General features: G+C 65.2%; 19 protein-coding genes and 2 pseudogenes. 10 read left to right on the forward strand and 11 right to left on the reverse strand.

Annotated features, from left to right (window positions below):
* Window positions 1-295: 295 nt before the first annotated feature.
* Complete coding sequence (locus EX88_RS0110055) at window positions 296-1,294, reverse strand: polyprenyl synthetase family protein (RefSeq protein ID WP_031371868.1); 999 nt, start codon at window positions 1,292-1,294, stop codon at window positions 296-298.
* A gap of 745 nt (window positions 1,295-2,039) precedes the next feature.
* Between EX88_RS0110055 and EX88_RS0110060 the strand changes: the two genes are divergently transcribed.
* The 6 genes from EX88_RS0110060 (at window position 2,040) to EX88_RS0110085 (ending at window position 8,565) form a co-directional block, all read left to right on the forward strand.
* On the forward strand, window positions 2,040-3,647 hold the full coding sequence (locus EX88_RS0110060) for a hypothetical protein (RefSeq protein ID WP_031371869.1): 1,608 nt from the start codon (window positions 2,040-2,042) through the stop codon (window positions 3,645-3,647).
* An 80-nt stretch (window positions 3,648-3,727) separates the two neighbouring features.
* Complete coding sequence (locus EX88_RS0110065) at window positions 3,728-4,276, forward strand: hypothetical protein (RefSeq protein ID WP_031371870.1); 549 nt, start codon at window positions 3,728-3,730, stop codon at window positions 4,274-4,276.
* 604 nt (window positions 4,277-4,880) lie between these two features.
* Entirely contained in the window at window positions 4,881-5,411 is a 531-nt protein-coding gene (ssb, locus tag EX88_RS0110070; protein ID WP_031371871.1) for a single-stranded DNA-binding protein, read from the forward strand.
* A gap of 586 nt (window positions 5,412-5,997) precedes the next feature.
* Window positions 5,998-7,323: a hypothetical protein gene (locus EX88_RS0110075; RefSeq protein ID WP_031371872.1), complete on the forward strand. Its 1,326-nt coding sequence runs from the start codon at window positions 5,998-6,000 to the stop codon at window positions 7,321-7,323.
* Window positions 7,324-7,340: 17 nt separating this feature from the next.
* Entirely contained in the window at window positions 7,341-7,712 is a 372-nt protein-coding gene (locus EX88_RS0110080) for a hypothetical protein (protein WP_031371873.1), read from the forward strand.
* Between the two features lie 58 nt (window positions 7,713-7,770).
* A complete protein-coding gene (locus tag EX88_RS0110085; protein WP_152566206.1) occupies window positions 7,771-8,565 on the forward strand; it encodes a hypothetical protein in 795 nt (264 codons plus the stop codon).
* 288 nt (window positions 8,566-8,853) lie between these two features.
* Here EX88_RS0110085 and EX88_RS0110090 read toward each other — a convergent pair whose 3' ends face one another.
* Entirely contained in the window at window positions 8,854-9,165 is a 312-nt protein-coding gene (locus EX88_RS0110090; RefSeq protein WP_031371875.1) for a hypothetical protein, read from the reverse strand.
* A gap of 137 nt (window positions 9,166-9,302) precedes the next feature.
* Here EX88_RS0110090 and EX88_RS0110100 point away from each other — a divergent pair, with 137 nt between their 5' ends.
* Complete coding sequence (locus EX88_RS0110100) at window positions 9,303-9,686, forward strand: hypothetical protein (RefSeq protein WP_031371876.1); 384 nt, start codon at window positions 9,303-9,305, stop codon at window positions 9,684-9,686.
* Between the two features lie 553 nt (window positions 9,687-10,239).
* Here EX88_RS0110100 and EX88_RS25895 read toward each other — a convergent pair.
* Window positions 10,240-10,365: pseudogene (locus EX88_RS25895) on the reverse strand (N-acetylglucosamine-6-phosphate deacetylase); the annotation flags it as partial.
* A gap of 1 nt (window position 10,366) precedes the next feature.
* Window positions 10,367-10,504, reverse strand: a pseudogene (locus EX88_RS27095) (DeoR family transcriptional regulator); the annotation flags it as partial.
* A gap of 274 nt (window positions 10,505-10,778) precedes the next feature.
* Here EX88_RS27095 and EX88_RS0110110 point away from each other — a divergent pair.
* Window positions 10,779-12,560, forward strand: a complete 1,782-nt coding sequence (locus EX88_RS0110110; protein WP_161786103.1) for an Ig-like domain-containing protein — start codon at window positions 10,779-10,781, stop codon at window positions 12,558-12,560.
* Window positions 12,561-12,847: 287 nt separating this feature from the next.
* Here the strand turns inward: EX88_RS0110110 and nagA are convergent, their stop codons facing one another.
* From nagA to EX88_RS0110135, 5 genes are all read right to left on the reverse strand, one after another.
* Window positions 12,848-13,975: an N-acetylglucosamine-6-phosphate deacetylase gene (nagA, locus tag EX88_RS0110115; protein ID WP_031371878.1), complete on the reverse strand. Its 1,128-nt coding sequence runs from the start codon at window positions 13,973-13,975 to the stop codon at window positions 12,848-12,850.
* The gene (locus tag EX88_RS0110120) at window positions 13,972-14,748 is read right to left on the reverse strand and encodes a DeoR family transcriptional regulator (protein ID WP_031371879.1); all 777 of its coding nucleotides are present in this window, start codon (window positions 14,746-14,748) and stop codon (window positions 13,972-13,974) included. Before EX88_RS0110120 ends, nagA begins: the two co-directional genes overlap by 4 nt.
* Window positions 14,749-14,782: 34 nt before the next feature.
* Window positions 14,783-16,123: a D-tagatose-bisphosphate aldolase, class II, non-catalytic subunit gene (locus EX88_RS0110125; RefSeq protein ID WP_031371880.1), complete on the reverse strand. Its 1,341-nt coding sequence runs from the start codon at window positions 16,121-16,123 to the stop codon at window positions 14,783-14,785.
* Window positions 16,124-16,269: 146 nt separating this feature from the next.
* Window positions 16,270-17,211, reverse strand: coding sequence for an ROK family protein (locus EX88_RS0110130; RefSeq protein ID WP_031371881.1), 942 nt, complete (start codon window positions 17,209-17,211; stop codon window positions 16,270-16,272).
* A 7-nt stretch (window positions 17,212-17,218) separates the two neighbouring features.
* A complete protein-coding gene (locus EX88_RS0110135) occupies window positions 17,219-18,373 on the reverse strand; it encodes an SIS domain-containing protein (protein WP_031371882.1) in 1,155 nt (384 codons plus the stop codon).
* A gap of 373 nt (window positions 18,374-18,746) precedes the next feature.
* Between EX88_RS0110135 and EX88_RS0110140 the strand changes: the two genes are divergently transcribed.
* Together EX88_RS0110140 and EX88_RS0110145 are read left to right on the forward strand one after the other, a co-directional pair.
* Window positions 18,747-22,046, forward strand: a complete 3,300-nt coding sequence (locus EX88_RS0110140; RefSeq protein ID WP_152566211.1) for a TIM-barrel domain-containing protein — start codon at window positions 18,747-18,749, stop codon at window positions 22,044-22,046.
* 255 nt (window positions 22,047-22,301) lie between these two features.
* On the forward strand, window positions 22,302-25,253 hold the full coding sequence (locus tag EX88_RS0110145) for a TonB-dependent receptor domain-containing protein (RefSeq protein ID WP_235186236.1): 2,952 nt from the start codon (window positions 22,302-22,304) through the stop codon (window positions 25,251-25,253).
* A 120-nt stretch (window positions 25,254-25,373) separates the two neighbouring features.
* On the opposite strand, the gene EX88_RS0110150 is transcribed toward EX88_RS0110145, so the two are convergent.
* Both EX88_RS0110150 and EX88_RS25900 read right to left on the reverse strand, forming a co-directional pair.
* On the reverse strand, window positions 25,374-26,030 hold the full coding sequence (locus tag EX88_RS0110150) for a hypothetical protein (RefSeq protein ID WP_152566208.1): 657 nt from the start codon (window positions 26,028-26,030) through the stop codon (window positions 25,374-25,376).
* An 89-nt stretch (window positions 26,031-26,119) separates the two neighbouring features.
* Entirely contained in the window at window positions 26,120-26,338 is a 219-nt protein-coding gene (locus EX88_RS25900; protein ID WP_144436320.1) for a hypothetical protein, read from the reverse strand.
* Window positions 26,339-26,456: the final 118 nt, after the last annotated feature.

A 26,456-nucleotide genomic window follows, 5' to 3' on the forward strand; every position in this document is an offset into this window, starting at 1 on the left:
GACCGAAGGGAATCCAGACGGACTTTTGTTGCTTATGACAAAAGAAAGTAACCCGCTGCTTTAGTGGCGGAAGCTTTTGGCGTTTGATCTTGATGTTGCTTGAGCGACACGCCGCGAGACCGTTGCAGCGCGGTCGCGGCTTGCGCCGCTCCTACCCCCGCGTAAGTACGCCGCTTCGATGAGCGACGTCGGCGTTGTCGCCTTTGCGCGTCCCGCGGTCGCGGCTCACGCCGCTCCTACAGGGGAAGGGGGCACCTCTCCAATGCAAATACTGCGATAGCGCAACTACCGCGACTCAGTGATCGCGGCTGACCGCATACCGCGCCAAACCGCGCAGGGCGACGGTGTAGTCGTTCTCTTCCAGCGCGTCCAATGCGGCTTCGGCCGCGGCGGCGTAATCGCAGGCACGCTTACGGCTGTAGTCGAGGCCGCCGGTGGCGTGGATCGCCGCCAGCACTTCCGGCATGGCTTCGGTGTCGCCGTGTTCGACCGCGGCACGCAGGCGTGCGCGGGTGGTGTCGTCGCTGTGGGCGATCGCATGGATCAAAGGCAGGGTGGCCTTGCCTTCGGCGAGGTCGTCGCCGAGGTTCTTGCCCAGGGTCTGGGCATCGGAGGCGTAATCGAGCACGTCGTCGGCGATCTGGAAGGCATAGCCCAGGGCCATGCCGTAGTCGTGCATGCGTTGCTGCACTTCGGCGTCGGCACCGGCCAGCACTGCGCCCAGGCGGGTGGCGGCGGCGAACAACACCGCGGTCTTGCGCTCGATCACGCGCAGGTAGGCGGTTTCGTCGGTGTCGGGGTTGCGCACGTGCAGCAGCTGCAGCACTTCGCCTTCGGCGATCTGGTTGGTGGTGTCGGCGAGGATCTTCATCACTTCCAGGCGGTCGAGTTCGACCATCAACTGGAAGCTGCGCGAATACAGGAAATCGCCGACCAGCACGCTGGCGGCGTTGCCCCAGACCGCATTGGCGGTCTTGCGCCCGCGGCGCAGGTCGGACTCGTCGACCACGTCGTCGTGCAGCAGGGTGGCGGTGTGGATGAATTCGACCACCGCGGCGAGCTGGTGCGCGTCCGGGCCGCGGTGATTCAGGGCGCCGGCGGCGAGCAGCAACAGCATCGGCCGCAGGCGCTTGCCGCCTGCGCCGACGATGTATTCGGCGACCTGGTTGATCAGTACCACGTCGGAAGACAGGCGTCGGCGGATCAGCGCATCGACGGCTGCCATGTCGTCACGGGCCAGGGATTGGATAGTCGCCAAATCGGCGACGGACATGGTCGTGGCGCTGGGAGGCATGGGACGGCCGAGTGGTTGGAATCGCGATTATAGAGTGTGAGCGCCGTCGAGCTTAAGCCTGCGTCGCAGGCCGCGAAGTCCCGGAGAAGTTCCCAATGATCTTGGCCGTGGTCCGGCAGGCACTGCCGAATGCCCAGCGGAGCCGGCAGGGGCCTGGATTCGCCGCGATCTTCGCTCGATCCTGCGGCCGGGACGCGGCGCTTGGAGGCGTTCCCAGGCCTGCCTCTCGGTCGCCACGCCATCGGATGCCGCGGCGGGCCTGGCCCGGCGAGACGATTTAAGTGCCTGATAGGGCAGGGATTGGGCGGCGGCCGCCGCAGGGGTCTGGCTGCCGGCCCTCGCCCGAGGCTCCCCACATGCTGGGTGGCGATGCTCGTATGCCCCGCATCCGTTCGCCGCACCTTCGTCGGCCTGGGCGGCCCAGCAGGAGCGCTGTCGTGCCGAACCTCGTTCATCCGATCCGCCGGCTTGGTCGCCGGCCCGCGGGCCGATGGCGCCGGCGCGCCTGCGACAACCGGACTCACCACCGCAGCGGCCGGATCGGGCCGGACGCCCATCGAATGCGCCGGCCGCGACCGCGACAACGACCACGTTGTCGACATTGGCTCCCTGGTCTGGGCCCCGTTCGGCAGGCCATTTCTAGGGTCAGCCCTAATGGAACCGGGCCGGGAGCGCGGACTAGGCTGCGTGCATTCGTGGCGACTCCCTCGAAGGGCCCGCCTATCCCCCGCGTCGGAGAACGATCATGGCCATCGATGGCGTCAAGACCACGCAAGTCCTCGACCGCGACTTCGGTGTGTTCGATACCGCCAGGCAGGGCGACCCGAGCAAGGCCGACGGCAAGATCAGCCAGGAAGACCTGCAGGCGGTCGCCGACAACGTCGACAACAAGTTCACGCCCGAGCAGCAGCAGGCGGCGAAGGACGTGCTCGGCAGCCTGGCCGTGCGCAGCTTCCTCGACGTCGGCGCCGGCAAGGGCGAAGTCGACGGCACCATCGGCCGCGGCGACGTCACCGGCGCGATGGAGTCGATCAAGAACGGCAACTACACCAGCGAATTGCTCGACACCGCGGCCGGCCGCGGGCGCTCGGACGGGTTCGCGAGCAAGGACGACGTCATCGCCGCGCTCAACGACCCGGGCGTGCCGCAGCAGGTCAAGGACACGTTGCAACTGGCCCGCACCGGCGACCCCGGCGAGCTCAACGACCTGATCAAGGGCTTGAAGGAAGACGGCTACAAGGCCGGCAGCGAGTTGTACAACTCCGCCGAGTTCAAAGCCCTGTCGCCCGAGGACAAGAAGCTGGCGGCCGAGGTCTTCCGCGACGCCAAGGGCGACGCGGGGACCACCAACGACCTGCTCAAGCAGATCAAGGACCCCTCGTTCCAGGCGCTGACCGCGCCGCAGAAGAGCGCCAAGCTCGAAGAATTCGCCCTGACCCATTCGGCCGAATTCAAGGCCTTGCCGGCCGCCGACCAGAAGAACATCACCGACGCACTGGCCGGCCGCAAGTCCACCGACACGGCCTTGCCGAAGGCTTTGCACGACCTGATCGAGGACAAGAAATTCTCCGAACTCTCGGCCGGCGACAAGACCGCGGTGCTGAGCCAGGCCAAGAACTATCCGGATTCGCGCTCAGTCTCGAACATGGAGCGCACCCTGCAGAAGGAGTGGTTCCAGGACCAGGACGGCGGCGACAAACAGCGTTCGCTGAAGCTGGTCGCGCACCTGTCGCAGCACGACAGCGGCGATCGGGCGATCATCGACAACACCTTGAACCGTTTCCTCTCCCCGGATTCGGACTATGAGCTCGAGTGGAAGGCCATCCCGGACGAGGGCGGCAACACCACCTACGGTTACGCCGACGACGAAACCCTGACCTTGAACGCCAACAAGGTGCCGGCCGACAACAACCGGGTCAGCGGCAGCGACGCCGAAGCGGTGATCGAGAACACCACCGCGCACGAGGTCAGCCATTTGGTGAACGGCGACGAGACCAACCAGACCTTCGACTACCTCAACGAGGAATACCGCGCCTGGTACGTCGGCTACATGGCCGAGAACGGCAAGCCGCCGAGCAACGAAGAGGCGGCGGACCGTTGGGAATATTTCCTTAACCCGAGCGGCGGCTATGCCGACTATGCTCACGGCATCCAGAGAGACTGGTGGTGGGACACCGACGGCGCGCTCGACAAGCCCGAGGAAGCCGCCAAGATCTTCGATACCCTGAGCCAGCTGACCGGCCTCAAGGTCGATGCGAGCAACTATCAGTCCGTCCTGAGCGATACGAGCAAATGGAAGACCAAGCCGTCCGATCCTGCCGCCTCGGTGCCGCCCGGAGACCGGGACAACTGAGTCTGTCCGGTGGCATCCTCCAGGTACTGTTCCTGGGGTGGGTTGCGACCGCTACTTCCGCTTGCAGCAAGGAGATTGCGATGGACGCCAATACCAGCGCCGATGTAGTTGCCGAAGTCAGCGCCGCCGCGCTGCGCGACCACGGCTGGAGCAAGGACCAGATCGAAGTCGGCTCGACCCAGGCCCTGGACCTGGCCGGCTGCCGTTTCTACCGCGTCTCCAACCGCGCCCGCGCCGGCCAGCAGCCGGCCGATTACGCGGTCCTGCCGGACGGTTCGCTGGTCAGTGGCACCCAGGCCGGTGGCGCCAACGGCGCCGAAGCCGTGCTGCGCAGCTGCGGCCAGAACGCCCCGGCCGAATGGTGGGCCCAGGTCGTCTCGCGGTTCGCGGCGGTCGGCGGGGTCATGGTCGACGAAAACGCGCCCTCGGCGATCCGCCGCATCCGCAAGTCCGGCGTCAGCTCGTACGCGCCCACCCTGCAGCCCAACGGCAACACCAAGGTGCTGACCTTCTACAGCAACGACTACGAACGCAGCACCACCTATCGGGTGACCGCTACCCTCGACGCCGCCGGCAAACTCAGCGTCGACAAGACCGCATTGACGGCCAAGGCCGAAGCCGCGCACTGAAGCGTGGCCCGGGCCGTGCCGACGTCCACAGGGTAGGAGCGGCGTCCTACTGGATTTCCTGCGGTCACGAGCCGCGACCGCGCCGTCTCAACCTTGCGGCGACCCCGGTCGCCTCCTGTAGGAGCGGCGTAAGCCGCGACCAAGGGACGCGCAGAAATCGCCTTGCCCGACGTCACTGATCGAAGCCGCGAACTATCGCGGGGTAGGAGCGCCGCAAGCCGCGACCGCCATGCCCGACCCACTGCGTAAGGACGGCGGCCCCTGAGACGGGCCTCTGACAGACAGGCCCCGCGACGGCGCACGCGCACACCTCCGCCAGCCAGGCCCGTTCTAGGCTCCCATCCCGGCAACGCCCCGACGGCCACCGGAATCCTGGCCAACCCAGGCTCCCCGTTTGGCCCAGATCCATACCTCACAAGCCACAGACCCAAGCCAGCCAAGCCTCCAGCCCCGCTCAGCCCGCTCAGCTCGCCTGCGGTCAGGGCATCCCCCGGACACCACCATCGGACAAACCCCACCCCAAACCGCGCCCGGCGCCGATGGCCGGGGAGGCCGCTATAATCCATCATCCCGGCCGTACCCCCGGCAATATGTAAGGAATCCCATGGCACGCGGCATCAACAAGGTCATCCTGGTCGGCAACCTCGGCAACGATCCTGAGACCAAATACACCCAGGGCGGCATGGCCGTGACCACCCTCAGCCTGGCCACCACCAGCGTCCGCAAGGACAAGGACGGCCAGACCCAGGAACGCACCGAATGGCACCGGGTCAAGCTGTTCGGCAAGCTCGGCGAGATCGCCGGCGAGTACCTGCGCAAGGGCCGCCAGGTCTACATCGAAGGCTCGATCCGCTACGACAAGTTCACCGGTCAGGACGGCGTCGAGAAGTACTTCACCGACATCATCGCCGACGAGATGCAGATGCTCGGCGGTGGCGATGCGGGCGGCGGTGGCGGCGAACGCCCCGCGCGTTCCTCCGGCGGCGGTGGCGAGCGTTCCGCACGCCCGTCCGGCGGCGGCGGTGGCGGCGGTTACGGCGGCGGTCGCCAGGACTCCGCCCCGCGTCGCGAAGCGCCCCCGGCCAAGTCGAACGACTTCGGCGACGATTTCGCGGACGACGACATTCCGTTCTGAGTCGGCGCGCTCGATAGCTTTAATCGAAAAACGGGAGGCTTCGGCCTCCCGTTTTTTTGTGTGGCCGCTAGGGGCTAGAGCTCGGCGCCGGAGGTGGTGATGCCCTAAGGCTCCTGCTTAGTTGCCCTGTGCTGAATGGGTGGTTGGACATAACGCGAGACTCTGCGAAATCCATAGTCTGCTCTTCATTTCAAAACTAGCAGCGGCGAGATTGAGGCGTGGTCGGCGGCTCGTGCTTTTGCCGTTGTCATGTCCCTCGGATCTGCAGGCAGCCGATGTTATTTACGGATTTTTTCGCAAATCTAAGAGCCAAATAGATAGCTTGAAGTTTTGAGAGCTAAATCCTTAGGATGAGCCCTGGGGTTGATGGATCAGTCAATTTGGTCAAGACCAGAGACAATACGGAGGGGGCCTCAGAGCGCGGGTCCATCCTGCACTCGACCGAGCGCTTCATCATCTTGCCGCGGCGACATCTGGCAAAGATGTTGTCGCAGTGGAGCACTTTGACGACGTCGCTGTGCTGCGCAACGGAAAGGCGATAGCGAGTTGAGGATGGGACGCCATTGGACGTCTGAGCGGGAATGACATGAGCGAGCCCAAGATTCCAGAGAAGATCGAGAAACGTCTCAGGCTCAAGACGCTTCGGAAGGACTTGGAGCCCTTTGCGTGCGAGTTGTTAGAGCTCGCGTGTGCAGGTAGCCGCGAACTGTGGGATGAATTGAACTCCGAGCGGCTCAAGGCGGACGCGGACTTTCGGCGCAAGTTTCACGAGTTGGCCCACGAGGGGATGTTTGCGGCTCAGGAAAGGATGGCTGCTCGTATCGCCACGGGAGAACCCTTGGATGTTTCTGAGGAACTGTTGTTCCGGGCAGTCGCTGATACCGTCGCGTGGGGAATGCTGGGCGGCCAGCTGTGCTATGCGCGCCGTATCTACAAGTCCCAGAGGCAGCCCGATCTGTCCCAGTCGAATTTCGAGTCTGTCCTTCGTGTGGCCCGGGAGCTTCGGGAGCAGGACCCTGGCTGCATGCCGCTTATCACCGACCTGACCTCCTTTGTCCAGGTGGGCGACATCATGAGCGTGTCGGCGGACCGGCGTACTTCGTTCATCGAGGTCAAGGAAGGGAAGCACAACAAGCACGTGCTGGACCTAGCGATGTTCTACGAGGCCTCAGGTTGTGAGCATTTTCGCGAGATTGTCGAGAAAACGGAGAGCCCCAAGACCGTAAAGCAGATGAGGCGTATGTTACGTCAGAAAGCCCGCATGACTCACTTGCGAGATGTCATGGCTACGGGTAGAGCGAAGGATCCAGACACAGGAGAGGAAGTCCGAATTCCAGAGCCGTTCTTTGAGATGGCAATTTGGGATGAGGCGCTGGTAAACCTCACTGAGAAGGCGAAAGAGACGCAGAGCTGGGCCTATGACGTGCAGGGGCCCATCTTCTTAGGCGCCTACGCAGGCGATTTGGCTTCACGCGGACATATGATGTTCCTCATGGCATTGAGTCTTGAGGGGGATGTGGAGCAGGACTACCAAATCATTCGATTGACAGATTGCATGCATGTCCCCTTGGCGCCGCCGGTGTTCTCCGGGGCTCTGGCGGATGAGGTCAAGATGGATCTGGTCTTCGGGCGCATGAATGTCTGCGTTGCTGTTTCTATTCCACGGTTGATCGAAGTGTGTGAGATGGCGGGGATGGACGTGCGCTACGCGACACGAAAAGAGCTTGGGCGAGCGAAGGCCGCCGGTGTCGAGCCGATCGTTCATCGGGGCAAGGGATTGATGTTCTCACTCGCTGGCAAGGAAACAATGTTGCTAGCGGGTGTGATCTTCCGAGCTCTATTTCATGGTCAGCAGCCCGAGTCGGTCTTGCGGCAGTATTTGGAGAACAGCGACCTGTTGAGTTCGGGTTAAGCGGAGAATTGTCAGCCGTGAGGGACCACAATCTCAATCCGCCGAAGAAGAAGCTCCCGCCCTTAGTCAAGGTCAAGCTGGCGTCGGTAGCGCTGGCGGCCGTATTGTTTGACCGCATGACTGACAAGGACGCCGGCCGCTTCCTTCGCGAAGCTACCGGCACTCAATGGTCATTGCGGACCTGCATGCAGTACCTGTCCGGCAAGGAAGCGCTGGCGGCGACAGCCGCATTGCACGTGGACTGGACGGAGGACAGCATGACCAAGCAGGCCTTGAAGCAGATGACGAAGGTGGCGGCCTTCGCCGTGGCCAATACCCACCCCAAGAACACGCCATTGTGCGGCAGCGATCTGGCAAAGCAGTACCGGGAGGCGCGGCTGGATGAGTGACGTTGATGCACTAGCCCAGCGTCTGATGACGACTAAGTCGTCGACGCGAGAGGATTACATGCTGGCACTCGAATGCCTTGATAAGGCTGTGTGCGAGGCTAGTGCCGTGGGCCAAGCTCAAGCCGGGCGCATGGCGCCGCCTTGCGTGGGCTACGGGACGTATCTATTCGCGCGCATGTGTTCGCATGGCATAGCTGCGATGCGGGCTGTACCTCATTCTCGTTGGGTCAAAACCGACCACCAAGAGTGGGGGTTCAATGTCCTAGCCTGCCATGCCCGCGCCCTGCTGGAAGGCAACTTGTACTTTTTTTATTTCATGCAGCGGACGGACGAGTCCCTAGACGAGGGCAGGGCGCGGATCACGCTACTTCAACTCAACGACTGCTGCAGCCGATTGAAAATGTTTGCCGGCAGTGAGCTGCAGCGATCGTGGTTCGAGCAGCAGCGCGACGAGTTACAAGTCCGCCTGCGCTCCATTCCATTCTTCCTGAAACTGTCGCCGGCTGTGCAGGCTCAGTGCCTGGCCGGCAAGAAGGCCTGGTTCCTAGACCGAGCTCAGCTGGTGGAGCTGGTAGGAATGGACAAGGCGGGCTTCGATATTCTGTGGGACCTTTGGTCACAGCACTCCCACATCCACCCCGTTTCGTTCCTGCGCATGGAGCCCAATGGTCGAGGAACAGGCTTAGAGTGCGACCCCGACCGCATGTACCTGGCCGTAGCCATGCTTATCTGCGCCGGCATTCTGGAAGCGGCCACTGACAGGATCGTGGAGGTCTTCCCGGATGTGGCCGGCGAGCGGAAGGGTTTGGACTCGAAGTTCAGCCCCGGACCCAAGCGCAACCGGCGCAGGTAGGCCGGATCGGCCGCCGGCAAGGCGCCGTGGCAAGATGTTCCAAAGCAGACTGGGGGCGCGGGACTGAGTTAGGGGACGATCGAGGGGGCTGGTCTGACAGGCCATAATTTTTCTGTCCATCGCGCTGGGTGGACGAAAACGAGGCTGGGTTGTAGCGTTCTATGTGGTCTGGACAATCTTCCAGGTCTTCGCCCTGTGGTTGAGCGTTGCCCAATTCGGCACGATCTGGTTAGCGTGATCGATCTTCGGTAACAAAGCGCCTCAATTGCGTGTGCCGGTGGACGTGTATCAGACCTTCTTTGCGTATGGCGCCAAGACGAACAAGTCTTGATCCTTGATGTTGCCGCACGCTCTCGCTGTCTGACGATTGAGATCACGAATGACAAAGATGTCAGTTGAGGGCGCGAACGCGGCTTTTGCCTTAGTTGCGATCTGGTCGATGCTGAAAGCCGACTCGAAGATCATGAAGGAGGATGTCTCCTCCCAATACTTCGTGCGGAGACCAGCAAGAGTGTTGGTGAAGTCGTTGTAGCGCGTCTCGTAAGTTTTTCCGCCTACAGTTTCATACGCGATTCTGAAAGAAAGCCAGAACGTAGCCATTTCCTCCTCCCATTTCGGTCAACGGTACTGAGTTAACGCCTGAACCGGGCCGGATCGGCCGACCGGGCTGCGGCCGACGTCGAACACCAGCTTTACGTCGTCGACGATGATCGGATTCCCGTGCGCATGGCTCACCAATGCGCACGCTGCCAACGGAACCTTTGGATTCGCGAAGATCAGGCGGGATCGGCGGCCAACTCGGCAACGACACCAACAGCATGGGCGTCCGCAGGCCCGACAATCTCGCGAACTCGGAGATCTGGCACAACGGCGCCGCGGTTGCGACCATACCCGGGGTTGGCTCGCTTAGCTTCAGTGTGATGCGGTTTGGTGTACTCGTCGACCTAATCGCGGGCGAGTTCTGGCTGATCAGTACCGGGGGCACCTGGATCGGCCCCGATCCTGCCGTGGACCCTGGCCTGCTGTTCTTTCCCCGCAGCATCGGCGGCGACACCGCCCGGCTCGCGCTCCAGGCCGGCCCGGACGGCGGCGAGCAGCGCCTGTTCTACCTGCCGCCCTAGCTGGCCTTGGCGACCGAAGCGACGGTTGCCGGAGCGGCGCAGATCGGCTGGCTCCTCGCCAATTTTGCCTGTCGCCGCTTCCAGACTGGCGCGGCTAAGCTATCTCCGAATACTGGTTGATGACCCGATGTACTCGTGCTTCGATGACGCGGCTCGACCCCTTGCGGTCATCGTCGAGCAAGGTCATCCCGATGATGCCGATTGAGGCCCAAGCTCGCGGACGAGCTACCGTTTCCTTAGCTATCCCGCGGATACGAGAAGGTCTGGGGATGATCGACTGAACTCGCCCGCTGGTGGCTTGACGAGTTCGATGACGCCTTCAATAACCCTCATAGGCCCCCAACTGCCTTCATCTGCTCCCAAACGCCCCCATCAGCCCATCAAGAGGGTTCGAACCCGGTTTCCGTGGCTCCAGCCATCGAAACAATCAAGCCTTGTGTAGCGACCCTCTTCATGCCCGTGCAGCTTCGCAGTTGCGCTCTTATGGGCTGACCCATAAGGGCTCAGACAGCATTGAGCGACGCGTTCAATCTCTAGGCGCTGTGCCCAGTCATCGGTTCGCCTGACGCATGGCGCCGGGGTGCACCTGTTGCAGCTCGCGGATCAGTTCGGTGTATTCGGCGTGGGCGAGGGCGGCCGCGGCGACGCCGGGTTTGTAGTGGTCGATGCCGGTCATGCCCGTCGAAGCTGTAAGCGGTGAAGCTGGCTTCGGCCTTGCTACCCTGCAGCGACAACGATTGTTTGCGCAGCAGTCCGCCGGCGAGCAGCACGTCTACGCCAGGGGGATCGGCCAGTTCCCAGGCGGTGGTCAAGCCGTTGTCATCACCGTGACGACCACCGCATTAATCGGAAATGGACGACTTGACACGCGGGGCGTCGCGCACCACAGTCGGCAGCGTCCTATAGCGCTGCACATGCATGCAGCGCACTGCGCGGATCAGCAACTGACCGCACAACGATCGTCATTGTTCTCTGGGGGGAACGGCCGCGCCGCAACGGGTTTGCCGCGTGGCTCGAAAAGGTCGGCGCTTCCGCGCCCGCCTCCTTCTCTATCCACCAGGTACCTGGAGAACACACCTAATGAGCATCCGATTGACAGGAATCTTGCTGTCCGGCTTTTTGCTGGCGGCCGGGCTGTCGCCCGCGCACGCGCAGAGCGTCAGCTGCGCGGGGATCGCCGAATGGAATGCGGCCACCATCTATAACGCAGGCAGCAAGCTCGTCTATCAGGGGCGGCTGTACCAGGCGACTATGTCGATCTGGAATACACCGCCCACGCACTGCCCCAGTTGCGGTTACTACCAGGATCTGGGTGCCTGCAGCGCGGGCGGCAACCCGCCGCCAACGGTCGTGTTGACCGCACCGGCGAACGGCGCGACCTTCACCGCAGGTGCCACCATCACCGCTACGGCGAATGCCGCCGATGCCAACGGCACCGTCGCCCAGGTGCAGTTCTTCCGTGGCAGCACCTCGTTGGGCATCGATACCACGTCCCCCTACAGCGCGATCTGGACCAATGCGGCCGCGGGCAGCTACGCGATCACTGCGGTCGCTACCGACAACGAGGGCGCCACCACTACGTCGGCCGCGGCCAATATCACCGTCAATTCCGGGACGCCCGACACCACCGCACCCAGCGTGCCGGCCGGACTGGCCGCGACGTCGGTGACGTCGTCCAGCGTCAACCTGAGCTGGAACGCCTCCACCGACAACGCGGGCGGCAGCGGCATCGCCGGCTACGATGTCTACCGTAATGGCACGTTGGTCGGCTCGCCTGCCGGTACGTCCTTCAGCAACACCGGCTTGGCCGCGTCCACGGCCTACACCTTCCGCGTGCGCGCCCGCGACAACGCCGGCAACGCCTCGGCGCAAGGCACGCAGATCAGCGCGACCACCAGCGCCGGTGGCGACAACAGCTTGCCGCGCCATGCGCTGGTGGGCTACTGGCACAACTTCAGCAATCCATCCGGCCCTACCTTCCCGATCAGCCAGGTCTCCAATGACTTCGACGTCATCGTGGTTGCCTTCGGCGACGATGCGGGCAACGGCGCCGTCAGTTTCACGGTCGATCCGGGCGCCGGAACCGAAGCGCAGTTCAGGGCCGACGTGGCCGCGGCGCGCGCGCGTGGCAAGAAGGTCGTGCTGTCGCTGGGCGGCCAGAACGGCACGGTGACCTTGAACAATGCGACGCAGGTCGCCAACTTCGTCAACAGCATGGAGGACCTGATCCGCTACTACGGTTTCGACGGCGTGGACATCGACCTGGAAAGCGGCGCGGGCGTCTACCACGGCGCGGCTGTGCAGACCAACCTGGTCACGGCCATCAAGCAGCTCAATACGCGCATCGGTCCCTCGTTCTACCTGTCGATGGCGCCCGAGCACCCGTATGTCCAGGGCGGCTTTGCTGCGTACAGCGGGATCTGGGGCGCCTATCTGCCGATCATCGACGGACTGCGCCAGGAGCTGGACCTGATCCACGTGCAGTACTACAACAACGGCGCGCTGTATTCGCCGTACAGCCAGAACGGCTTGCCCGAGGGTTCGGTCGACATGCTGGTCGGTGCCAGCCTGATGCTGATCGAGGGCTTCAGGACCAACAACAACACCGGCGTCGTGTTCAACGGCCTGCGGCCGGACCAGGTGGCGTTCGGACTGCCCTCAGGACCTTCCTCGGCCAACAGCGGGCTGGCGTCGCAGACCACGATCGCCAATGCCCTGAATTGCCTGACACGGCTGCAAAGTTGCGGAACCATCCGGCCCCAGCAGGCCTATCCCAGCTTCCGCGGCGTCATGACTTGGTCGATCAATTGGGACCGGCACGATGGTTTCATCTTCTCAAGGCCGGTGCGGGCGACCTTGAACACCTTGCCCTGACCGGCAGCGAAAAAGTCGAGGGCGGGCGACGCTTTGCCCGCCCTCCAACTCCTCCTTACTCGGCGCCCTTGGTGGGCGCCGATTTTTTGTGTCGCCTCCCGGTAAACGCACTCCGGCCACAACCAGAAGTCTCTGTCTTCTAAGACGATCCTCCCACGCCGGATTGTTTGCGCGACCTGCCTCAGTTTCGCTCGCTCGCAGCAATCGGTCGCCAAGTAATCAACTTCGCGCTGCCGCTGGAGACGCCCGCTTGAAACGCGAAGCAGTTGGGCAGCAGGGAGATCGAATCAAGCCAGCCCGACAGTCCGCCCGGCAACCACCACCCGCACTACCCGCAACTGCGCATCCAGCACCACCAAGTCCGCGCAAGCGCCGGGCTCCAGGCGGCCGCGGTCGGTCAGGCCCAGGTAATCGGCAGGGAAAGTCGAGACGCGATGCGCGGCATCGGCGAGGTCCAGGCCGACTTCGACCAGGTTGCGTAGCGCCTGATCCATGGTCAGTGCGCTGCCGGCGAGCGAGCCGCTGGCGAGGCGCACACAGCCTAGGCATTTGTGCACGCGTTGGGAGCCGAGTGCGTATTCGCCGTCGGGCATGCCGGTGGCGGCGGTGGCGTCGGTGACGGCGTACAGGCGCGGGATGGCGCGCACGGCGAGGCGGATGGCGCCGGGGTGCACGTGCTGCAGGTCGGGGATCAGTTCGGCGTATTCGGCGTGGGCGAGGGCGGCCGCGGCAATGCCGGGTTTGTAGTGGTCGACGCCGGTCATGCCGTTGAACAGATGGGTGAAGCCGGCGGCGCCGGCGCGCAGTGCGGCCAGGCCTTCTTCGTAGGTGCCGGCGCTGTGGCCGATCTGGACGCGGATGCCGAGCGTGTTCAACAGCGGGATCAGTTCGGTGTGGCGGCCGATTTCCGGCGCCAAGGTCAGTACGCGAATCGGCGCCAGCGCGTGCAGGCGTTGCACGGACTCGAAGGTGGCTTCGACGGTCAGCGGCGGTTGCGCGCCGAGGCGCTGCGGGCTGATGAAAGGGCCTTCCAGGTGCACGCCGAGTATCTGCGCCGCGTCCGGGTCGGGCTCGGCGATGGCCGTGGCCAGGCCGCGCAGCGCGTGGACGATGTCGGCCTCGGCGGCGGTCATCGTGGTGCCCAGCAAGGCAGTGGTGCCGTGGCGCACGTGAGTGCGGGCGATGGTGCGCGCGGCGTCGCCGCCTTGCATCAGGTCGACGCCCGCTGCGCCGTGCACGTGCAGGTCGATGAAGCCGGGCAGGACGATGGCTTCGTCGCCGCCGATGCCATCGATCGCACCTGCTTCGACAACAGCCTCTTCGATCGCACGGATCTTATGGTCGAAGCTGATGCGTCCGCGGCGCCAACCCTCGGGGGTCAGGATGCGGCCTTGCAGGCGGTGCAGTTCGGTCACGGTGGCGGCTCGGCGATGATCAATTCGATGCCCAGTTGCTGCAGGCCTTCGCGGTAACGGTCGTCGATGCCGGCGTCGGTGATGATGGCGTGGACCTGGTTGAGATGAGCGATGCGGTGCAGGCTGACGCGGCCGAATTTGGAGGCGTCGGTCAGCACCACGATGCGGCGCGCACGCTCGACCATGCGATGGTTGAGGCGCGCTTCGGCTTCATCGTGGGTGGTCAGGCCGAACTGCAGGTCCAGGCCGTCCACGCCGAGGAACAAGGTGTCGAAGCTGTAGGCGGTGAGGCTGGCCTCGGCCTGGCTGCCCTGCAGCGACAGCGATTGCTTGCGCAGCAGGCCGCCGGTGAGCAGCACGTCCACGCCGGGGGCGTTGGCCAGTTCCCAGGCGATGTTCAGGCCGTTGGTCATCACCGTGACGTCGCGATGGCCGCGCAGGTGGCGGGCCAGGGTCATGGTGGTGGAGCCGGAGTCGATGATGATGTTGTCGCCGGCCTGCACCAGCTGCGCGGCGCGCGCGCCGATGGATTCCTTCAGCGGCAGGTTCAGCGCGTCCTTCTCGTGGATGTCCTGTTCCTGCGGCGGCGTGCGCACCAGGTTGGCGCCGCCGTGGGTGCGGGTCGCCAAGCCCTGCGATTCGATATGGCTGAGGTCGGCGCGGATGGTCACGGCCGACACGTCGAAGCGCTCGACCAACTCGGCCACCTGCACCGACCCGCGTTCGATCAGGCACTGCAGGATCTGCTGTCGGCGGGAGCGGGTATTGCGTATGGCCATCTCTCGATCCGCAGGAAAAAACCGAAGATTAGCCGTTCGCCGCAGCGACGGCGTTGGCGGGCGCGCGCTCGCCGACGGCACGCTCGCCGGCAGTGTTCGCCGAACAGGCGCGGGCGTATTCGTCCAGGCACAGGCCGATGCGGTGGCGGACCAGCGCTTCCGGAGTGTTCGCCAGGGTGCCGGCTCGCACCGCGCGGTATTGCTCGGGCAGGTATTGGCTGAGCAGGAACGCCGGCGGCGCATGCGCGCGCAGGTTGTCGAACAGGCGCTGCACGGCGGCGACCAGGGCCGGCTCGCCCCAGTAGTAGCGGCAGCGGTCGCTGAGTGCGTACAGGCGCAGCAGGTGCAAGTCGCGTTCGTCGCCGTGGTAGTGCTGCTGCCAGTGCTTCGGGTTGTCGAGCATGCAGCGCTCCAACACCTGCGGCAGCTCCGAGCATTGCTCCGAAGGCAGCAGTTCGGCCTCGATCGCGGCCAGCGCGAACAGCGCCTCGCGGTAGGCGAAGGTGGCGGCCGGGCCGACCTTGAGGATGGCGAAGTGGTCGCGCACGAGCGCGTGCAGGCCGTCTTCGCGTTGGTAATCGGTGGAGTGCGCTTCGAACACGATGCGCGGCTGGCGTTCGAGGAAGTCGGCCAGGGCTTCGGCTGCGACCGGGTCGTAGTCGTGCACGCTGCTGTGGTCGAAGTCGACGCCGGGCTGCACCACCATCGCGATTACCCGCTCCCAGGCGGCGGCCAAATCCGGTGCGGCGAAGGCTTGGCGATGGATGGCCAGCGTCTGTTCGGCCGCTTGCGGCGTGGTCACCGCGAGACCGCCTGCGAGCGAGGCTTCGCCACCGGGCACCGGCACTTCGGTGCCGATCACGTACACCGGCGGCGGCAGGCCGTGTTCGGCGGCGGTGCGTTCGGCGATGCGCGCCAGTTCGGCCGAGCGCGCGGCGACGGTGGCGTCCGGCAGCGGCGTGGGATCGTCGGCGCAGGACATGCTGCAGTCCAGATGGATCTTGTGGAAGCCGGCGGCCACGTAGGCTTCGATGAGCACGCGCGCATGCGCCATCGCTTCCTCGGACGGGCGCTTCTGCCAGGCGTTGGGGCCGAGGTGGTCGCCGCCGAGCACCAGGCGGTCGGCCGGGAAGCCTTCTTCGTGCGCCAGTGCCAGCACGTAGTCGCGGTATTGCGGCGGGGTCATGCCGGTGTAGCCGCCGAACTGGTCGACCTGGTTCGAGGTCGCTTCGATCAGCAGCAAAGTGCCGTGACGATGGGCCACGTCCATGGCGGCGCGCAGCACCAGTTCGTTGCTGCAGCACACGCTGTACAGACCGACGTTGCGGCCCTGGCGGTGGGAGGCGATCAGCGATTGCACGGGCGACATGGGGTAACTCCAACGCGACTCAGGACGAGGCGGAACTCAGACAAGCCAGAACTTAGAAAAACCGGCACCCAGACAAACCGGCACTCAGACAAACCAGCACTCAAACAAACCAGCACTCAAACAAACCAGCACTCAGGCAAGCGAACTCAGGACAGCGCCGACGGCCAGGCGAGCAGGGCGGCGCCGCGGGCGCCGCCGGCATCGCCGAAGCGCGGCGGCACGATCGGCGGTACCTGCACTCCGATGAACAAATGCGCGGCGACCGCGGACGGCAGCACGTCGTACAGCGGGGCGTGCTGCGACAGGCCGCCGCCGAGCACGATCACGTGCGGATCCAGCGCCAGCACCAAGGCCGCCAGGCTGTGGCCGAGCAGGTCCAGATGGATGGCCAGCACTTCGCGCGCACGTGTATCGCCGGCTTCGGCCCGGGCGATTACCGCGCCGGCATCGACGGCCTCGCCACCGAAGTGGTGATGCAGTGCGACCAGGCCGCTGCCCGAGACATAGCGTTCGATACAGCCGCGCAGGCCGCAGGCGCAGTCGAGCACGGGCAGGCCGTGGCGCTGCAGCAGATGCGCCGGCACGCTCCAGTGGCCCCATTCGCCGGCCAGGCCGTTGAAACCGACCACCAGCCGGCCGTGCAGGCAATAACCGCCGCCGGCGCCGGTGCCGAGAATCGCGCCGAACATGCTCGGGTACCCCTCGGCGGCGCCGCCGTGGGCTTCGGATAAAGCGAAGCATTGCAGATCGTTGCCGAAGTGCAGCGGCCGGCGCAGCCGCGCTTGCAGGTCGGCGGCGACGCTTTCGCCGGTCAGCGCCGGTACGTTGGCGCTGAGTTGGCGGCCGCTGCGGCGGTCGCGCACGCCGGGCAGGGCGATGCCGATCGGAGTGTCGACGAGTCCGAGCTCGGCGTCGGCCGCGGCGATCAGCGCTTCGAGTGCGGCCAGGAAACCGGCGTAATCGCCTTGCGGCGTGGCGATGCGCCGGCGATGGCGCACCTCCAGCGCGGCATCGCAGGCGACCAGTTCGATCTTGGTGCCGCCGATGTCGATGCCGTAGCAAATCGCGGGGACCGAAGTTTCAGCCATGGGCGCTTCAGCCATGGTGGATGGTGACGCCCTTGACCACCCGGTTGACGGTGCCGTCCGGGAAGGGATTGTCGGGGGTCAGGCCGAGCGAGGCCGAACGCTGCAGCGCGTACATCTGCGCGAACGTCAGCCACACCGGCGCCAGCCAGGTGTCGTCGAACGGCGGCACGCGCAAGCTGTGGTCGTCGTCGGCGCCGATGTCGGAATGCGGGCCGATCGCCAGCACTTGTCCGGCGATGCCGTCGCGGCGCAGTTCGTCCAGCAGGTCCTGCTCGTAACGGCGCGCCAAGGCGTGGGCACTGCGCACCACCACCACCAGGGTGTCGCCGTCGAGCGTGGATTTGGGGCCGTGGCGGAAGCCCAGCGGCGTGTTGGCCAAAGCGAGCACGCGGCCGGCGGTGAGTTCGAGCAGCTTCAGCGCGGCTTCGCGCGCCAGCGCTTCGAGCGGGCCGCTGGCCAAATAGATGACGCGGTTGAACGAGCGTTGCGCCAGCGCCGCGGCGGGCGCGTCCCATTGCGCCAGGCCCTCGTGCGCCAACGCGGCCAGTTGCGGCAGGCGCTCGATGCGCTGCGGCCAGGGCGCGGTGTCGAACACGCTCAGCGCCGTCAACAGCATGCAGCTCAGGCTGCTGGTCATGGCGAAGGCGCGGTCGCAACTGTCGGCCGGCATCAGCAGGGTGCAGGTGTCGTCGCGGCCGGCGCCGCGACGGGCCAGTTCGCCCTCGGGATTGCAGGTGATGTCGAGAAAGCGCGCGTGCTCGACTTCGGCGCGCACCAGTTCGACCGCGGCCACGCTCTCCGGGCTGGAGCCGCTGCGGGCGAAGGACACCAGCAGGGTCGGGCGGTCGCGTTGCAGGTACAGCGCAGGATGGGTGAGCAGGCTGGTGGTGTGCACGGCTCGGGTTTCGGCCGGCCACTGCGCGTTGATGCGATCGGCGACCAGGTCGGCGATGAAGCCCGAGCTGCCGGCGCCGGTAAACAGCACGCGCTGGCGCGGATCGTTCAAGCAGTCGCCAAGAAAGGCCTGCACGCGTTCGCTGGCCTGCGCCAGATCCTCGGCCAGGCGATTCCACAGGGCCGGTTGCTGGGCGATCTCGGCGGCGGTGTCGGCTCCGCCCAGGCGCTGCCAGGCGGAGGAGTCGGAGAGCGGGGTGACGTCCATGGATGATTCCTGTTGAGCGAGGGCACGATCTGTGTTTTCTTTCGGAAAGTCAATTATCGAAAGTAAAACAAAAGAAATAGACCAAGTTCGTGTAGTGATCGGTGACACGGAATCAAAACGAAAGATTCAGTTTTATTGGCTTTCGTTGCGGTATTAACAGGGGTTTTTGGCTAGTTTAGAAAGTATTGCATCGCACAAACTTTCGTTTTATAAAATAAATTCTTCCTTTTTTCTTTCAATTCATTGACAGCTTTCGAAAGCCTGCCCTAGAGTCGGCCGCAGCACATTTCGAAGCCCGCCGAGCGGGCCTGGGGGCAAGGTGGAATTCCGCGTGTGTCGTCCGCGACTGTCGATTGCGATCCTGGCTGCGCTGATGGCGTCGGCGTTGCCGGCCGTGGCCGAGCCCGTCGGCAACCTGCGCGCGGTCCGCGCCGGCACCGGCGCGACGCCGAGCTGGGAGCTGAGCACCGACACTGGCAGCCTGCTGCGCATCGAGGTGCTGGCCGACGACATCGTGCGCGTGCAGGCGGGGCGCCGCGGCAAGTTGGCGCCGGCCGGCGACAAGGCCGCGCCGATCGTGTTGCCGCAGCCGGCAGCCAAGATCGCCGCCAGCCTGGAAGAAGACGATGCCGAAGTGCGGGTGCGCACCGGCGCGCTGGTGCTGCATGTGCAGCGGCAACCGCTGAAGCTGCGGCTGGAGCGGATCGACGGCGAGCGCAGTACGCCGCTGTGGCAGGAATTGCAGCCGCTCGATCTGGACGCGGCGCAAAGCGTGCAAGTGCTGTCTTCGCAGGCCGACGAAGCTTTCTACGGCGGCGGTCAGCAGAACGGCCGCTATCAGTTCAAGGGCCGCGAGTTGGAAGTGTCTTACTCCGGCGGTTGGGAGGAGGGCGACCGCCCCAGCCCGGCGCCGATGCTGCTGAGCTCGCGCGGCTGGGGCATGTTGCGCAATACCTGGAGCGACGGCAGTTACGACCTGCGGCAACCCGATCAGACCACCTTGTTGCACCGCGAAGACCGCTTCGACGCTTATTACTTCGTCGGCGAGTTGCCGCGCTTGCTCGAGCGCTACACCCGTTTGACCGGCCGTCCCGGCCTGCTGGCGCGCTGGGCGCTGTCGTACGGCGACGCCGATTGCTACAACGACGGCGACAACGGCAAGAAGCCCGGCACCGTGCCGGAAGGCTGGCACGACGGCGCCACCGGCACCACGCCGGACGTGGTCGAAAGCGTGGCGCGCCAGTACCGCGAACACGACATGCCCGGCGGCTGGATCCTGCCGAACGACGGCTACGGCTGCGGCTACAAGCAATTGCCCGAAACGGTGAAGGGCCTGGCCAAATACGGTTTCCGCACCGGCCTGTGGACCGAGAACGGCGTCGACAAGATCGCCTGGGAAGTCGGCACCGCCGGCAGCCGGGTGCAGAAGCTCGACGTGGCCTGGACCGGCAAGGGTTATCAATTCGCCATGGACGCGAATCAGTCGGCGTTCAACGGCATCCTGCACAACTCCGATTCGCGCCCGTTCCTGTGGACGGTGATGGGCTGGGCCGGCATCCAGCGTTATGCCGTGGCCTGGACCGGCGACCAGAGCGCGAGCTGGGACTACATCCGCTGGCACGTGCCGACCTTGATCGGCTCGGGCCTGTCGGGCATGGCCTATGCCACCGGCGACGTCGACGCGATCTTCGGCGGCAGCGCCGAGACCTACACCCGCGACCTGCAGTGGAAGGCCTTCACGCCGGTGTTGATGGGCATGTCGGGCTGGTCGTCGAATGCGCGCAAGCACCCGTGGTGGTTCGACGAGCCGTACCGCAGCATCAACCGCGATTACCTGAAATTGAAGATGCGCCTGACGCCGTACATGTACGGCCTGGCGCAGCAGGCCGCGCAGACCGGCGCACCGCCGGTGCGCGGGCTGATGTGGGATTACCCGCAGGACCCGCACGCGCAGGACGAGGCCTACAAGTATCAGTTCCTGCTCGGTCGCGACCTGTTGGTGGCGCCGGTCTACCGCAGCCAGGCCGCGAGCCGCGGTTGGCGGCGCGGCATCCATCTGCCGGCCGGGCGCTGGTTCGACTATTGGGACGGGCGCAGCGTGCAGGCCGACGCGGCCGGCCGCGATCTCGATCGCCAGGTCGACCTCGCCACCTTGCCGTTGTTCGTGCGCGCCGGTGCGATCCTGCCGATGTACCCGGCGATGCTGTTCGATGGCGAAAAGCCGCTCGACGAGGTCACCTTCGATCTGTACCCGCAGGGCGATTCGCAGTACGCGTTGTACGAAGACGACGGCAACACCCGTCGCCATGAGCAGGGCGAGTCGAGCACGCAACAGATAAAGATGACGGCGCCGGCGCAGGGCAGCGGCCCGGTGACGGTGCGCATCGACGCAGTGCAGGGGCAATACCAAGGGCAGTTGCCGCAGCGCCGCTACGCCTTGCGCGTGCTCAGCCGCCAGGCGCCGCGCGCGGTCTCGCTGGACGGCCGTGCGCTGCCGCAGCTGGCCGATGCCGCCGCGCTGCAAGCGGCGGCGGAGGGTTGGTATTTCGATGCGGCTGAGCGCAAGGGCAGCGTGCACGTGCGCAGCGCCGCCAGCGATATCCGCAAACCGCTCGAGTTCGCGCTGGACTTCGCCACCGCCGCGGCGCTCGCCGACGACGCCTTCCCGGCCGCGCCGGCGCAGGGCCGCGCGTTGCCGGCCGACGGCCTGCTGGTGGTCAATCGCCCGGCCGAAGAGCCCGGCCACGCGCTCGAAAACGCTTTCGACGACGATGCGAAAACGTGGTTTCGCAGCGTGCGCAACCAGGCCGTGCGCACCGGCGCGCACGAGTGGACCGTCGGTTTCGGCGAGCGCAAGTTGATCGACGGCATCGAGTTGGCGCCGCGCAACGACAAAAACTGGAAGCACGGCCAGGTGCGCGACTACGAGGTGTACCTGGGCGACAGCAACGGCGAGTGGGGCGAGCCGATCGCGCGCGGCCGTCTGCAGCTCAAGCAGGAGCTGCAACGCATCGACTTCCCGGCCCGCGCCGGCCGGCTGCTGCGCTTCCGCGTGCTCAGCGTGCAGAACCCCGAAGGCGACGGCGCCTCGGCCACCGATCCGATGGTCACCGCCGCCCAGGGCGGCGCGGCGCGCGCGGTCGACGCGCTGCAACCGCGCGATGTCGGCCCGATCGCGCTGTCGAGTTTCCACATCCTCGAACACCAGGAACCGGAGCGGCCGGCACAGCAACGCTATCTCTCCGAGCTGCCGTTGCCGGCCGCGCTGGCCGATCAGGTCCGCGCCGATCACGCCTTCCGCGGCGACGATGCGCTGCGCATGAACGGCTTGTTGTTCCGCCGCGGCCTCGGCGTCGGCCCGAGCAGCCGCATCGACTTGCGCCTGCAGGGCCAGTGGCGCCTGCTGCGCGCCGACCTCGGCATCGACGACGCCTGCCGCGCCGCCGGCGGCCTGCAATTCCAGGTCTGGGGCGACGGCCGCCTGCTCTACGACAGCGGCCTGGTGAAAGCGCCCGGCGTGGTCAAGCCGGAGCTGGATATCCGTGGGCTGTCGTCCCTGAGCCTGCGCACGCTGGGCGCGCAAGGCAGCCAACCCACCCAGGTCTGTGCGAACTGGGCCAACGCCGTGCTGATCGGCCAGGAGGGCGATAGCGCCAGCATCCTTCCGCCATGAACCAAGCGAACACGCGACACGTACACCGAACACCCGACGCATAACTCCGAACACGTAACGCCGAACACCGAACGCGTACACCGCTCCTCCCCCCGCTCCAACCGACTGCGGCCGTCAGGCCGCGGCCCGGGATCGCTGTTGCCTTTCGTCCGCCATCCGCGCCGCAGATCCGCCAGGAGAGTTCCGATGTTGCCCGCAAGCCGCCGCCCGCGCCGTCAACGCGCCAATCGCCCATCCCGCATCACCGCCACCCCGCTGTCGTTGGCCCTCGCCGCCGCGCTGCTGGGCCACGCTTCCTTCGCTGCCGCACAGGATGGCCAGAGCAGCACGAACGGCACCGACAGCGCCGACAAGACCACCGAGCTGTCCCGCATCGAAGTGACCGGCTCCAATATCCGTCGCCTGGACGTGGAAACCGCCTCGCCGGTGCAGGTCATCAGCAAGCAGGACATCGAGAACATGGGCGCGCGCACCTTGCTGCAGGTGCTCGACAACCTGCCGGCGGCGCGTCCGGCGCAGCAGGATTCGCGCTCCTTGTTCACCGGTTCGGATGGCGCTTCGCAGGCCAACCTGCGCGGCCTCGGCGCGCAGGGCACCTTGGTGCTGTTGAACGGTCGCCGCCTGTCGTACTACGGCGCGCCGGCCGGCTTCCAGACCCAGTTCGTCAACATCGATGCGATTCCCGCCGCGGCGATCGAGCGCATGGAGGTGCTGACCGACGGCGCCTCGGCCGTGTACGGCACCGACGCAGTGGCCGGCGTGATCAACGTGATCACCAAGCGCAACTACCAGGGCGCGGAAGTCAGCGTGACCACCGACAAATCCTCGCGCATCGATTCCTACGGTGAGCACCAGGCCAGCATCACCGCCGGCTTCGGCGACCTCGACAAGGATCGCTACAACGTCTACGCCTCGGTCAACCTGTATCGCCGCGATGCGATTCCGTTGAGCGACTTCTACGACAAGCGCCCCGATCAGTACTACGTCAACAACCCGAACTATCTGAAGAACCTGCGCCTGGGCACCGGCAGCAAGCCGGGTGTGTTCAATCCCGGCAGTTACTTCGCCATCAACCCCAGGACCGGCGCGCGCGTGCAGGAACCCGCACCGGGCTGCAACAACGTGCTGACCGGCGAAGCCGCCGGCCCGCGTTGCATCTGGCAGACCTGGATGAACAACGAGATCGACGCGGGCGCCGAAACCGAGCGCATGACCGGTTACGTCAACGCTCATTTCCTGGTCGGCGAAAGCACCGAAGCCTTCGCCGAGCTGACCTACACCGACATCGACCTGCGCGCCAACGGCGGCACGCCGCGTTCGTTCGGCACCACCACCGGCAACCCGACCAGTTGGTTCTCGCGCAATACCGGCAATACGGTCAACCAGTTCCGCTATCCCTTCCTGGGGCCGAACAACGAATACAACCACGCCAGCCCCCAGCTCAAGGCGATCAACGGCGGGGTCGTGGGCCTGCAGTATCTGTTGCAGGATGTCGGCGACAACTACTTCGGCCAGCGCAACACCGACAAGAGCTACCGCGGGCTGTTCGGCCTGCGCGGCGCGATCGGCGACTGGAACTGGGAAACCGCGTTCGCCACCGCCGGTACGCACTCGGTTACCTACCAGACCATCAACGTCAACCTGGACGGCTTCCGTAAAGCCTTCGGCCCGTTCACCGTCGACCCGGGCACCGGCCGCGTGATCATCTCCGATCATCCGGCGTACAAGTTCGGCGAGATCAGCGAAGCCAACGCGGCCTTGCTGCGCGAGGCCTATCCGACCTTCGACATTCAGTCCTGGACTCGCCTGCATACCCTGGACGGCAAGATCGAAGGCCCGCTGTTCAACCTGCCGGCCGGCGAAATGCGCGCGGCGTTCGGCTTCAACATCAGCCGCGAGACCTTCTACACCCCGGGCAACGCAGACGCGGCCAACGGCCTGATCACCCAGCAGGGCGGTTCGTGGTTCGACGGCAAGCGCAACACCTATGCCTTGTTCGCCGAGACCGTAGCGCCGTTGACCGAGAAGTTGGAGCTCGACGCTGCGCTGCGCGTGGACAAGTACCCGAATTTCAGCGCCAACCTGGCGCCGAAGATCGGCTTGAAGTATCAGGTGCTGCCGCAGTTGTTGTTGCGCGGTACTTACTCGGAAGGCTTCCGCGCTCCTAGCCTGGCCGAGGCCGGTACCGGCGGCGTGTTCGCCCAGCTCGGCGGTTTCCGCGACGAGCTGCGCTGCGCTGAGACCAACGCGATCGCCAACCTGTTGCGCCAGTCGCGCCGCGGCGGCGATGTGGACCTGGGCAACTCGCTGCTCAATGCCGACTGCAGCCGCACCGTGGCGCGCATGACCCAGCCCAACCAGGACCTGGAGCCGGAGAAGGCCAAGATCGCCACCTTGGGCTTCGTGTTCGAGCCGCTCGATTGGCTGTCGGTGTCGGCCGATTACTGGTTCATCTATCGCCGCAACGAAATCGCCGCACCGGACTTCAGCAAGGAACAGGACATCGTGTCGATGGCCCGTTCGCCGATCACCGATTCCGACCGCGCCGCGCAGGCGGCGTTGGCGGCGATGTGCGCCGACCCGGCCAGTGGCGTGAGCTGTCCGGGCACCTTGCCGGGCTATAGCGCCGGCAACGTGGCCAGCGTCGTCGGCCAGTACAAGAACCGCGGCCGCACCCTGGTCGATGGCTTCGATATCGATGCCCGCAGCCGCTTCTCGCTGGGCGAGTGGGGCAGCCTGAACGTCGGCGTGGCCGCCACCATCGCGCGCCGCAAGGAGGCCTACCTCGACGACGAAAACGGCTGGTACTACGGCAACACCGTGGGCTATCACAGCAATCCGCGTTTGCGCGCCACCATCAACGCCGATTGGAACTACCGCCAGTTCACCACCAGCTTCTTCGTCAACTACGTCGGCCACACCAAGTGGGCCTGGGACCGCGTCGATGCCGAGGACAACAACCCGGAAACCTGTACCGCCGGGTTCCTGCCGGTGCCGGAAGCGCAGTGCGACGGCGTGCCGTCCTGGTGGACGGCTAACCTGAGCCTGGCCTGGCGTCCGACCGAGAAGCTCAACGTCGGTTTCACCGTCAAGAATCTGTTCGACCGTCAGCCGTTCTACGACCCGAACAGCTTCCTCGGCGACTCCAGCGACTACGCCACCATCCTCGGCCGCAGCTACAGCGTCACGGTCGGCTATAAGTTCTGACGAAACAGATCGCGCCGGCATTGCCGGCGCGATCTTCGTGGTACACCCGATCCCGATAGCCTTGTCGCCCTGAAACAGCTCCCGTCGGGCTGCTGCTTCAGGGCGGCATTGTTTCGGGGCTTAGCGGGGTTTGCCGGGGACGCTCATGGAATTTGCGCCAGGGTCGGTCGAGAACACGAACCGGCTCTCGTACTCGCCCTCGCTCAATTTCTTGGTGGTTTCCATGAAGCTATAGGTCGGTGCGCCGGTGTCTTTGGCGAAGCGTTCGGACCAGGCGGTGTAGTCGTCGGCGGATTTCGTGCGCATCGAGCCGATGCACAGGCTCAGGCCGCAGGAGAAATCCCGCAGCACTGCCTTGTCGCCGAGGCCTCGCGAAATGGCGGCCTTGTAGTGAGCCGCCAGGTCGTGAGCCTCGGGATTGTTCGCGGCGCCTTGATCGAACAGGCGGGCCGCTTGTTGAAATTGTTTGTCGGACTGCAGGAGCGTGGCGGCTCTTTCGGTAGCCAGCCCGCCATCGGCCAACAGCTTGCTTTCGGCAGGGAGGTAGGGCGACGGCGGAGGAGCGGATGGCGGTGCGCTTGCGGCAGCGGTGTCGCTCGTGCCGCTGGTGCCATCGGCCAAGGCCGGAGCGCTGTTGGCCTTGGTGGGATCTTTCGAGTCGGGCGCGACCTGCGCTGCCGGGACTTGGGAGGAGGGCGTTGGGGACTGGCTTGCCTTGTCGGAACAACCGACGAGCAACGTTGCCGCAAACACGACGAATGCCGGATGAAGTTTCACGGTCGACCTCTGGATGAGTGCCGGACTCCCAAGGGAGCCCGGCGGGATGCTTCACGTCAGGGTGTCGAACACCCCAGTGAAGTTATGGCTCACTCCGGCGGCAGGGTGGGTTCGATGGTCATCGATACCCGACCACCGCAACAATCGGTGACGCGATAGCCAGTGGAGGTCGTGGTCACGCTGCAGGTGTTCGTGCAGGTGTACTTGCGTCCATTGAGGATTACCGAATCCCCCGCGATTGCGGCCGTCGCGGCCGCGGCAATAAATCCGCCTACTAACATAGGACCGACGATCATCTTCGACTTCACTGTGCGCTCCTTGATACTGGTTTGATGGGCTGGCTTCTTGCCAGCCGCGGAACACTAGCAAGGGGCGATTTGGAGCGTCAATCCAAATATGTGTTTCTGCTTAGGCGGTAGAAAACGA

Source organism: Lysobacter antibioticus (assembly GCF_000731095.1).
Taxonomy (GTDB): domain Bacteria; phylum Pseudomonadota; class Gammaproteobacteria; order Xanthomonadales; family Xanthomonadaceae; genus Lysobacter; species Lysobacter antibioticus_B.